The sequence below is a fragment of the Candidatus Hadarchaeales archaeon genome (assembly GCA_038823825.1).
Lineage (GTDB): Archaea > Hadarchaeota > Hadarchaeia > Hadarchaeales > Hadarchaeaceae > JAVZGN01.
Window position 1 is genome coordinate 1 of sequence record JAWBCC010000008.1, and the last position, 12239, is coordinate 12239.

A 12239-nucleotide genomic window follows, 5' to 3' on the forward strand; every position below is an offset into this window, starting at 1 on the left:
CCTCCGAGACTGAGCATCCAGTTGTGTCTATGTAGGCTGATCCTAGCGGACAGCTGAAGCTCCACGTTCCTTCACTCTTCGTGGCCTGCCACGTGTAGTGGTTTCTCGTGCTGTCTGGGTCGCCACTACCCAGAGAACTCTCATAAGCCATCAAAGTTATGCTTGAGAGGTTCATGTCTTGGTCCGTTATCACCACTGTCACTGTCTGCCAAGTGTAGGGAATCCACTCGGTTACCGCTGGTACGGCGCTCTGAACTATCGGCGGGTAAGGAACAACAGTCACCGTTGCAGAGCCAGAGACTTCTCTTTCCTCCGCAGATATAACTAGAGGGACCGCGCTGACGCTGAAAGTCAATAGGATGAGAATCAGCAGTGAAGCGATCTTGCTCCTCATCGTCTTCCCCCTTCACTCGACTCTCACGTAGAATGTGTTCGTGTAGTCTCCTGGAACTGCGTCGGCAGGTATGTCGAGTCTCCACTGAATCTGCTTCGCCACGTCTTCTCCGTATTGAACATTACTCCAGACATTCTGATATGCTGTGCTCAAGGAGACAGTTGTCTCGCCTATCGCCTTCGTTGCGCTCGCAGGCATCGTGTCAGCGCCCTTCACCCAGTCACCTGCAGCCTTTACCTTTATATCGAAGTTTTGGTTACTCGTGACTGTGACAGTCATTGGACTCTGGCTCGCATAGACGCTTTGCCCCTGCATTCCTAAGAAGGTGAGCGTATTTGTGCTCAGAGCCATCTCTAAGTATACCTGAACAGTTACAGCATTAGCGTTCTCCAGATAATCGTAGAGATTTGTATCGTCAGTTGCGCTCGCATAGAGATCCCATGTTCCTGGAGCAGCTGTCTTTGCAACTCTCACCTTGAATGTCGCCGTGTATGTCTTTGTGTTTGCATCCTCCGAGACTGAGCATCCAGTTGTGTCTATGTAGGCTGATCCTAGCGGACAGCTGAAGCTCCACGTTCCTTCACTCTTCGTGGCCTGCCACGTGTAGTGGTTTCTCGTGCTGTCTGGGTCGCCACTACCCAGAGAACTCTCATAAGCCATCAAAGTTATGCTTGAGAGGTTCATGTTGCCATCCCAAACTGTCACTGTGACTGTGGTCCAGACATATGGTGTCCAAGCTGTGTCCGCTGGAACCACGCTCTGAACGTCTGGCGTCCACGGATACTCAGAGATGCTAGCCGAACCGCTCAGATAGCCGACCGTCGGGTTAGTTTCTTCACTTCCGACAGTCGTGACTGGATCCGGACCGAGATCATTGTATCTCCTGACGAAGAACCAGTCGTAGTAGTAGGATGAAGTTCCTCCACCATTCCAGACTCTCAGCTTGTATTTATCGATATACCATCCTCCCTCCTCGGGTGCCCAGTCTCCAAACTGCCAATCTCTGACGTTTTCAAGCAATTCTCTGTAGTTCGCGTTGTCTTCTCCGAAGTAGAAATTCACGTTTATCCATTCCTTTTGTCCATCAGGCCCATGAAGAATTATCTGCCCGATGTACCACTTATTCCCTTCAACCAATTTCTGTCCCCACGTTCCATCAACGAAAAACTTGAAGTCTCCATCGGCTTTGAAAATCCCCGCCATCTCCTTGATTCCCCAACCTGGACCCTCTAGGCAAACTCCTCCTCTCCACGTCGAGGCGTTCTTTATTCTGAACTCAATGATTCTTCTGGTGTTCAGATAACCAATACCCTGTCCCGGACCATGTTCAATAAAAGCCTCCTGGTCGTTGTAATCCTCGAGCCTTAAAACATACCCGAAGACATCGACACCAGTGCTGCTCCTTCCCCATTTGGGAGAAAGCTGATCCAAACTTGTGTAGAGGAAATCATCGAAGAAGAGGAAGACGTCGTCACCGTTTTCAGCGCTCGTTGCGTACGGATTTCCATAATACATGTAAATTGAGTCGTCAGTGTTCTGCAGTCTGCGTACCCACGCCACGTTCAGATAACCGCTTTCATTCCTCTCGATCCAATAGGGCAGCGGGTCTCCAGTCTCGTCTTCGATGAATCGGATGCTTGGATACATGCTCTTAGGAATGTCCGACGGGATAACGATCTTTATCTGGAAGTTTTCTGGGTGGCTCCCGCTTATCGTTATTTTTCTCCTGTACGGCCATGCGTCGTTCCACCAAGTAACTTGGGCACTAACTGCAGAAGATGTCACGAGAAGAATCGCTGGAACCATCGCTGTGATCAAAAGTGCGCTGAGGAAAACTGCAAATCCCTTTCCTATCTTAACTCTTTTCATTCTATCTACCTTTTTTTTGCAATAAAGACTTCTTACTATGTCATAAAAAGTTTTCGGTGATTTAAAAACCTTTAAAATCCTGATTTCAAGCCAAGCCAGCCGAAAAATTCTCATTTTAAAACGATAAACTTCAGAAGCATTACCACAACGGCCGCGGCACAAACGATTCCAATCGCCAAAACTACCGGAAGTGAAACACCCTCTTCAACGACTGTGAGTATTTTGCTCAAGTTCCCTACGGAAATCGTGTGTTCCCCAACTTCCTCGATTTCGATCGTAAAGTTCACCGTGGTCGACTGAGAGGGATCCAAACTAACATTTTTGCTCTCGACTAGAACCCCATCTACTTTCAGCATGACAAGATAGCTGCCTGTCTCGTCTCCGATGTTCTTGACGATAACTGAAACTGTCACTTTTTCCCCGCGTTTTACCTTATCTTTTGACAGCGTTAGGTTCTCGAGGATGAAGTTTGCACCCATCCTTCCAACGAAGAACGTTGCACTCAGACCGTCAACAGAAACCGTGTGCTCCCCAAGTTCCTCGACGGAGATCGTGAAGGTGACGGTCGTTTTCTGCCCAGCCCCGAGCGTCACCTCCCTGCTCTCAACTTCTACTCCATCTACTTTGAGAACTAACGTGCGGGATCCTGCCGCCGTTCCAACATTTGCAACATCCACAGACACTGTGATGTTTTCGCCGGGCTTGACGTTTTCCTTCGAGAGTCTGAGATTCTCAACTACGAATATCGGGACATTTTCTGCTGACGGTGTGAGCGCCAACGAGAGTCTGGCTATCTCAACAAATCCGACTCCGCTTGAAGAGGGTCTCACAAATGAATACTGCCCGGCCGAGAGTCCGAGCTTGTTGTTGATCGGTATCAACCCTTCAATCCAAACAGTTGTGAGTCCGCTCAACGGAATCGTGAAAGCGAGTGTGGTCTCGTTCTCTCTGACAAGAGTGAAGGTCTTCGTGTCAAATAGTTGACCGTTGACATAGAGTTTTACCCACCCGCTCCCATCATGGCTTCCAACATTTCTAACCTTGAGAGAGACGGTTGCCTGCTGCCCCAGAACGGTGGCCGTCAGATCTCTGTATTCAAACTCCGGACCGTAGTAGGCAACTGCAAGCCCCGTGCTCGTGTCGTTCGCCCCGTAATAGCAATAGAGCCAATTATCTACTAAAATCGTCTGACCTGGAAAGTTCGGTCCGTCATTCCAAGCTGCTCCCGTCGCTCCGTTTGGCGCCTTTCCGTAGTAAACCGGAATGAAAGGAAGCGTTGAAACCTTCAAAAGCCTCCATGGCTGTGATCCGTCAAAGATGGCTTCCGCGATCGTCGCCTCCGTGCCACCGACATAGCCTTCAAGAGTAGACGCACATATCAGCACCCTGATGTTACCATCCGAATCTACGAAGGCATCACCTACTGGATTCTCCGAATCTCCCCAAATGTTGTTGCCAGCTGGAACCGTACCTCCACCGGTCACGATCCAGTTTGACTGTTCAAGATTGTTCGTGAAGATTACCCCTCCACCCTCTTTGTACCCGATGAATCTATACGTCTGTCCGCCATAGGTGACTCTTCTTCCGCTTGGCCAAGCATCTAAGTCTAAAATCGCCACAACCTTGTGCTGTCCGTATTGATCGTGAACCGCGATCACCCAAGGGGAGCTCCAGTTTATGCAGTCCGTGCTCCACGCCATCCTTCCCTGCGAAGTGTCTACGTTCGTGTACTCGGCATAAAATCTTCCATCTACGTAAAGAAGTTCTGGATCCTCGGGTCGACCGTCAGTTATCACGGCGCTTGGATGCTTTGTCCAGTGAACACCATCAGTACTTGTGGCAAGACCTATGTTGCTGTTTGGCGGTCCTTCCGGCGGGGCTGGTATCGGATTCCCCCTGTAAAGCATATAGAACGTGCCATTGACATATGCAACTCCCGGGTTGAAAGCTCCCATCTGATCCCACGTTCCTTGAGTTGGTGTAAGCACGGGATTCCACGGGAGATCTACTCTCCACCTGTACGTCCAAGTGTCCAAGAAAGAGAAACTGAAGTTGTCAAACCTAGCCGGGCCGCGGGAGAGAATCAAAGGATATCGTGGATAGTCGGTATCTACAACCGTCCTTACTCTGGCCAGTTCGAAACCCGTAACTTCCTGCACGTAAGCCATCACTGTTTTAGATCTTCGAGAATACTCCAGAACCAGCCTATAAGGTGTTCCCTGCTGAAGAAAGCCCGTTCCCGCCCACTCAACTTTCCATATGTATTCTCCTCCCACCTGCTCTTCTGCCCACACGAGACCACCGATCTCGTCCCTCTTCCACCATTCATAGGGAGTGACGTCAAAGATGGAATAACCAGCTTTTCTGGCCACTATAAGGTCTCCGGCTGCCGTGTCAACATATGCAAATACCCATATTCCGTTATCCGACGCAAACCCCACGCCGGGCATCGGGTTTGATGAATCTAGAACAAAGATCACGGAAACTCTTCCTTCCTCTTCGCCGAGCATCACATCATTTCTGTAAGCATAACCAATCCCGGTTCCAGTGTATTGCAAAGATCTAGTTCCGTAGATCGCATTGGTCGTAAGTTGCATTCCGCTGACCGAATAGTTTGTTAATGCTTGCTCGAAGCCGTCCACAAACTCTCTTCGTGGATATTCCGGTGGATTTCCAACACCAAAGATGAAGGTGTTCTCCGATCTTTTTCTTTCTCCTCCGGCTCCAACTGCTACGACCCACCACTCGTGAACACCGGCTGAAACATTTGAGAGCACAACAGTGTTTGAAGTTGTGTTTTCTACGTTGACACCATCTATCCAGACCTCATACCGCTGGACTTGCATATCTGGAGCATTCTCCCAAACCAAGACAACTGGTGGGGATGAAATCCAAGCACCGTTTGGTGCTGTGAGGGTGAATGGTCTCACCGTAACAATGGAGAAAGTGAAGATTTGTGAGCTTCTAGAATTCCCAGCCTTGTCAAGAGCCACAACATACCAACTGTACGTTCCGGCCTGCAGTTGCAGGGTGTGAGAAGTCAATGTCGTGGTCGCAACTTTCGATCCATCAACCCAGAGCTCATATCCTGCGAGACCCGTTTGCGCATCCGAACTGTTCTCCCAACTGAACGTTACGTTCGTTGAGGTGAGAATTGCATTGTTTTCAGGTGAAATCAGATTGAAGGGAGCGGGTGGTATGTTGTCCTCGAGGATGGAGAACCTGAACACGCTTGAGTAAATTTTGTCTCCGTTATCGAGTACAGCTACGATTTGCCAATTGTGATCTCCTGTCGACACGATTTTAGTATAACTAGTTGACGTGGTGTTCTCGATGTTTGAACCATCGAGCCAGATTTCATAGTAGAGGAGATTTCCTTCCGTAACCCACTGTGGACTGTTTCTGAGGGTCCCGTTTCGATTATTCCCCGATGCATCAAAAACGGTGCTTCCGCTTCCCTCGTCCATCTTCCACCAACCAAACAAATCGGTATTGTCAATTGGCTTGCCCAGCCAGAGGTTTTCTATCTCCGCTTGAGATAGAGCTCGCCTGTATATTCTGAAATCGTCAACGGCTGCGTTGACTGGATAGTTTTGACCAAGTCCCACGCCGACAAGATTTGCGCCTGGATTCTGCGTAGACCAATCTCCTATCGAGGTTGGAACCCCGGATGTGAGCTCTCTGAGCAATCTGTTGTCTTCATAAACCGCCATCCTCACTCCACGCTGGAAGACTATAGTGTAGAGATGCCACTCACCCACTGGTGGTGTGTAGTAGGTCGGAAGTTTTATCTCGTTTAAATTCTGGTCTCTTACCGTGAATCTTAGACCCTCGCTTGTGCTTTCGTAGTTGAGCTGGAAACCAGTCCCAAGTGAAAAGTCAATGATTTTATCATGGTCTGCAACAGGCGGCTGAGCATTAAATCTCACCCATATGCTCGCGGTGAAATCTATAGAACCAGAAAGCTCTGTGAACTTCGGGAACTCTATATGCGGCTTCGCGGAGGGATTGTTGAAGTTGATGTACGTCCTTTTGATGACACCTGCGTTCTCCCAGACAAAAGTCACCCTGTTATCGTAAAGTTGAGCGTTGTTCTCTGGCTTTAAAAGGTTGAAGGATTGCTGGGAGACGGAAAGCATTGCCATCAATAACGCAAAAAGAGCCGGAAGCATGAGGACAAGGCAGAACTTGGAAAGATGTTTCATGTCGTCATCCTCTGCGTTTTTACGACCGCGATTGAAACCGCGACAAGAATTATCAGGATGGCTACAATTATTGCAGCAACCAGCTGGAGACTCAGACCTTTCTCCCGGACTTCTCCTCTAAAGTTTACACCAAATGTTCTCACTATCGTTGCGCCGGTTATGTTTTCCACATTCTCGGCTTCTCCGGCCAGCGCACATTTCACATCGAGCGAGAACCAGAATGTTCCGGGCGCCTTCGCCTTGACTTTCACCTCAACTTGCCCCACGGCCCCTTCGTTGGGGGAACCGTTTTCAACTAGAATCGCGCTGGGATAAGAGACAACAACCGTTCTATTATCACAGTTGTCTGAAATCGTGACGGCCAAAGGTTGCGGATAGTAGTTAATCACGGTTATCCTGAAAGTGTTCTCTTGCCCCTCCTTCAATGATAAGTTGTCGAGGTATGGAGGAAAGCTGATCGCCACGCTCGCCGTTGACATTCCTGACGCTAGAAGGGAAATAGCAAAAGCGAGCGGGAGCAGGGATGCATACATCACAACTCTCATAGACTTCTATACGAATTCTCCCATGTTGTTTTAAAAACCTTTCGCTAGTCTCTGTTTTCTTCAAATTGTCCGACTACGCGAAGATGAAGAACTTTAGTATGATTATTATCACCACTGCTACCGCGACAGCTATCGCAGCAGCCACTGTCCAAGACACTGCCGGACCCGGTGCGGGAGGTGTTTCAACCGTGAGAGTTATGGTCGCGGTGTGCGTCCTGCCACCACCACTTGCAGTCACTGTTAACGTGTAAACTCCGGGTTCTGCCACCGGAGTTGCGGTTATCGTGAGCGTCGATGTGAAAGTTGGAGTTCCGGACTGCGGCGAGAAGGATGCGCTCACTCCTCCCGGAAGTCCAGAGATCGAAAGCGAAACTTCCTGCGAGAATCCTTGGATTGCTGTTATCGTGATCGTCACTGTCTTGTTTTCACCATGTTTAATCTTGATGTTCTCTGGCGAGACCGAGATGGAGAAGTCACCGGCCGTTACCGTGAACGTGTGGGAGACGGGTGATGAATAGTTACCGGCGTTGTCCTTTGCTCTGACCTCAACCGTGTAAGAACCGGGCGCAAGGTTGGATATCGTGAAAGAGAAGGAAACCGTTTTACCTTTTGTAATCGAAACATTTACCCAGTTGCCGGCGTTCACTCTGTACTCGACGGCGACGACTATTGTTGTCACATCCGTTGCAGTTCCGGAATATGAAACCGAGGTTTCACTCGTGGTGCTCGGCGGAGTCTGCGTGAGGGAAACTGTAGGCGGAACCGTATCAACGATAAACCAGGAGGTTGACCAAGCGCTCGCGTGGCCGGCTCCGTCAACTGCTCTGACTCTCCAGTACCACTTTCCATCGGGCAGGGCGTTCTCCAGAACATAGTTTTCATTAGTTAAGTTGTCCCTCGTCAGGAATGGTGAGGTGAAGTTTTCATCGTTGTCTATCTGAATCTCGTATTTTATTCCGGACGGATCCACCACGCGCTGCCAGATGAGCGTTGGAGTGTTGTCGTTCGTATTCTCACCCGTGATCGGCGAGACTATCGTTGGAGCAGATGGAATCGAATTGTCAACACCAAAAGACCAGATGGATGACCATCCGCTCTCCAGACCACTTCCGCTGACAGCCTTGACTCTCCAGAAGTACAACCCTTCCGGAAGTGCTATCGGTAGTGTGTAGAAGTTGTCGATCACGTTAACGTTCTCATGAACTAGCGGCGATGAGAACGTGTTTTCGTTGTCAACCTGAACGACATATTTTATTCCGCTTGGGTCTACCACAGCAGTCCATCTGAGCGTCGGTCTGTTCTCCTCTATCCATGAACCATTTGCCGGCGCGATTAGAGATGGTGTGGCCGGAGGAGCGGCTACTACCCTGAAGCTCCAGACCGATGACCAGCTACCCTCGTTACCGGCATTGTCCCTCGCCTTCACGCGCCAGTAGTAAACATTGTCCGGAAGAGCTGGTGAGACTTCCCAGTAATTATCAAAGACCCAGGCGCTGGTTCGAACAATGTTCGAGAATCCGTTGTCTGTTGCGACCTGAACTTGGAAGCTCAGCGGAAGAGAATTCTCAAACGGGACTTGCCAAGTCAGTCTAGGTGTGTTGTCGCTGGTGTTTTCGCCGTTGGTTGGAGAAACTAAAATCGGTGCGGCTGGGGGTACTGTGTCCACTCTCACACACCAGATAGCAGACCATGGACCTTCATTTCCAGCATTATCCTTCGCTTTCACGCGCCAGTACCAGAGTCCATCTGGAACATTATCTGCAGTCATGCTTGTATTCTCGGTCCATGTTCCATAGTTTTCGTGAGAGAAATTAGAAACATCGCTGAACGATATATAATACTTGATTGGCAGTGAGTTGTCGCTTACCGCGGACCATACAAAAGTTATCGTTGTGTTCTTCGTCTTTAGACCATTCTCTGGGGAGATAAGCGTCGGAGCTGGCGGAGCAATAGTGTCTACCCTAAACCTCCACACCGATGACCATGGGCCTTCATTTCCGGCATTGTCCCTAGCTCTCACCCTCCAGTAGTATACACCGTCCGGAAGGACTGGAGTTATTACGCTGGAAGTACCTGTTGTTGACCAAACCGTAAGGGTTGTTGTAAAGACCAGCGGGGCTGTGAATGTGTCCTCGTTGTCGACCTCTATCGTGTAGACGACCGGGAGAGAGTTCTCAAAGACATTGTTCCAGACGAGAGTAGGCGTGTTGTCATTCGTGTTCTCTCTATTCGCAGGAGAGACCAACACGGGGGGAGCCGGCGGAACAGTGTCGAGCCTGAACCATCTTATGTTTGAAAAATCAGACATGTTTCCAGCATTGTCGATTGCTGCGGAAATCGCATAATACACTCCATCCCTCAAGAGCGGGGAATATTGCACGAATGTGATGCGTTGGATCGTGCCGTCGGGTGCGCAATTTATTGTTAACTCCACTATAACAGAACCCGACTGATACCGATGAATTACTTGGGACGGATAGCCTGAATTATCAACATAGACTAAATTTGAAACGTCCATCAGTATATCCGCTGCAAAAACGGAGATCACGGAATTGTCAATGTACTTGGGGGAATGGACTACTATCATTAGAATGTTGTCTAATGATGAGAAGTTCTCATTGTCGTCAAAGCCTATACCGACAATCAGCGGATAGGAGTTTTCCGCTGGAATCGTTACGGATGCTCCAAATACTGTAAGGTTCTTTCCGTTTTCCGGACCTACAACCTGCGGCGCAGCCGGCGGAATCGTGTCTACTCTAAATCTCTGAACAGATGACCATCCACTTTCGTTTCCGGCATTGTCTCTTGCCTTCACCCTCCAGTAGTATACACCGTCCGGAAGGACTGGAGTTATTACGCTGGAAGTACCTGTTGTTGACCAGACCGTAAGGGTTGTTGTGAATGCGAGTGGGGCTGTGAACGTGTTCTCGTTGTCAACCTCGATCGTGTATACAACGGGCAAGGAGTTCTCGAAGACGTTGTTCCAGACCAAGGTCGGCGTGTTATCGTTCGTGTTCTCTCCATCGGACGGCGAGACGAGAGATGGTGCAGCAGGCGGAATCGTGTCTATTCTAAACCATCGAATTTCGGAAAACATGTTACTTCCAGCTTTCCAACCTCTCACTCGCCAGTAGTAGACTCCGTCGTCAAGCATCGACAAATTATAGTAGTTATCGCTCGTGTTCTCGAGGATTACATTCGGTGGAGAGAAATCAGGATCATTGTCTACCCAGACTTCCCAGTTGTCCGCAACCGTCAAGTTGTCCCATCTAAGAGTCGGCGGGAGTTTGAGGTTTTCGCCGTTCTCGGGTGAGACAAGAACTGGGAATATGAGCGAGATCTCGAATGTCCAGACCTCCGAGAATAGATGATTCTCTCCATTCCTCCAACCTCTCACCCTCCAGTAATAGATGCCGTCAGGAAGACCTCCAGAGAAAACATCCGCAACATCAAAATAGTTTTCTGTAGTGTTCTCCAATATCAGCGGTGATGAAAAATCTGCGTCGTCGTCAAGCCAGACCTCCCAGTAGTCCGCGACGGCTGCATTTTCCCACTCGAGCCTTGGTGTGTTGTCTGCAATTGTTTTACCGTTCTCAGGATAGCGGAGAACGGGGTAGAGCGAGTCCAGAGTGAATTTCCAGAAACCAGAATCCCAAGTTATATTTCCGGCGTTGTCTCTTGCGCTAACCCTCCAATAATAAACATTGTCTGGAAGTTCGGGGAGAGTAACACTCGATGTTCCGGAGATCTCCCAATTTTCCACCGTTAGGGTCAGCGAACCTGTGAAACTGGGCTCGTTATCGACTTGGATTATGTAAACTATTGGGAGAGAATTTTCGTAAACGTTTTGCCAAACTAGTGTTGGTGTGTTGTCATTTATTATGGCGCCATCTTCCGGCCAGACTTTTTCCGGAAGCTGGGGCGGAACCGTATCTACCCTGAACCAAATTTGAGAGTTTTCACCTACATTACCAGCGTTGTCTTTGGCCGCAACCCTGCAGTACCACACACCATTGGGAAGAGCTGGTGAGACGGTCCAGCTCGTCGAAGAAATCCAGCCGGAGTCTCTGTCGATAGACTGGAAGTTCGGATCATCGTCAAGCACAACCCTGTAAAGAACCGGAGTAGAATTCTCTATCACCGGTTGCCAGCTAATCGTTGGTGTGTTATCGTTTATGTTTGCACCATTTGAGAGGGCAGTTATGGTCGGAGCCTGAGGCGGAACCGTATCTATTCTGAAGCTCCAAGTCTCTGACCATGGTCCCACATTCCATACGCTGTCCCTTGCTTTCACTTTCCAGTACCAGAGACCGTCCGGGATATCTCCTGGTGGGGAGAAGGTTGTCGATAATATCCACGACGTATTGAAATTCTCATATGTGAATGCTGGATTGTCGCTCAGAGCGGCGTAGTATTCGACAGGTGTGGAGTTCTCTGGAACGGAAGACCAGCTGAAGGTTGGTCTCTTGTTATTTGTATTCAAACCATTCTGTGGAGAGATGAGCGTGGGTGCGACCGGTGGAGTTGTGTCTATTCTGAAAGACCAAACTTCTGAGGAGCTCTCTCCGGCCTCGTTTATCGCCATGACCTTCCAGTAATATTTTCCATCAGAAAGCTCGACGGTCGGCGTATATGTTTCATCATTTGGCCCGAGCAGGACGTTTATCGCAGGAGACCCGAAGTCGTTGTCGTTGTCAACAAGCAACCTGTGATTTTCCGCGTACTCTCCCTTTTCCCAGATGAAGGTTGGGGTATTATCTGTTATCGTGCTGGTGTTGTACGGCGAAATCAGCTTTGGAGCCGTTGGTAGTATTGCCATCATCTCGCTTCCAACAGTTGTTGTAGGCTCAACCGCAGCATACTTCCTGACGAAGAACCAGTCGAAATAGTAGCTTGAATCTCCGCCGGTGTCCCAGGCTGCAAGAACATATTTGTCGCAGTAGTTGTTTGGGTCGGTTGCGTAGTTCCAGTTTCTGATTTTTTCGGGAGCTTCCCATAAAAGGTACCTGTAGTTTTCGTTGTCTCTTCCGTAATAGAACCTCGCCCTTATCTTGTTATTGTCGTATAGAGACAGTGTGGCAATGTAATAAACGTCTGGTTGGTAGTTACCTGGCGACCATGATCCATCAGAAAAGAATTTATAATTGCCACTGTCATCTTTGAAGAATCCCGCATACTGTTGACCGCTTCCAGCCCTGTAGAATGTTCCTGGACCATTCAGCCCCA

General features: G+C 49.2%; 5 protein-coding genes. All 5 read right to left on the reverse strand.

From position 1 onward, the window contains the following. Window positions 1–394, reverse strand: a 394-nt coding sequence (locus tag QXF64_05500) for a hypothetical protein (GenBank protein MEM1689928.1), incomplete at its 3' end; no start/stop codon positions are given. Between the two features lie 12 nt (window positions 395–406). After that, entirely contained in the window at window positions 407–2263 is a 1857-nt protein-coding gene (locus QXF64_05505; GenBank protein ID MEM1689929.1) for a DUF2341 domain-containing protein, read from the reverse strand. Between the two features lie 110 nt (window positions 2264–2373). Next, window positions 2374–6468: a LamG-like jellyroll fold domain-containing protein gene (locus QXF64_05510; protein ID MEM1689930.1), complete on the reverse strand. Its 4095-nt coding sequence runs from the start codon at window positions 6466–6468 to the stop codon at window positions 2374–2376. Continuing rightward, window positions 6465–7013, reverse strand: a complete 549-nt coding sequence (locus tag QXF64_05515) for a hypothetical protein (GenBank protein ID MEM1689931.1) — start codon at window positions 7011–7013, stop codon at window positions 6465–6467. The genes QXF64_05510 and QXF64_05515 overlap by 4 nt, the downstream gene beginning before the upstream one ends. A 73-nt stretch (window positions 7014–7086) precedes the next feature. Then, window positions 7087–12239: Ig-like domain-containing protein (locus tag QXF64_05520; GenBank protein MEM1689932.1), on the reverse strand; the 5153-nt coding region annotated here is incomplete at its 5' end.

What these genes read in the sequence shown, in the direction of transcription:
- QXF64_05510 (MEM1689930.1), bottom strand. Translation starts at nt 6,468, where the DNA reads ATGAAACATCTTTCCAAGTTCTGCCTTGTCCTCATGCTTCCGGCTCTT.
- QXF64_05505 (MEM1689929.1), bottom strand. Translation starts at nt 2,263, where the DNA reads ATGAAAAGAGTTAAGATAGGAAAGGGATTTGCAGTTTTCCTCAGCGCA.
- QXF64_05515 (MEM1689931.1), bottom strand. Translation starts at nt 7,013, where the DNA reads ATGAGAGTTGTGATGTATGCATCCCTGCTCCCGCTCGCTTTTGCTATT.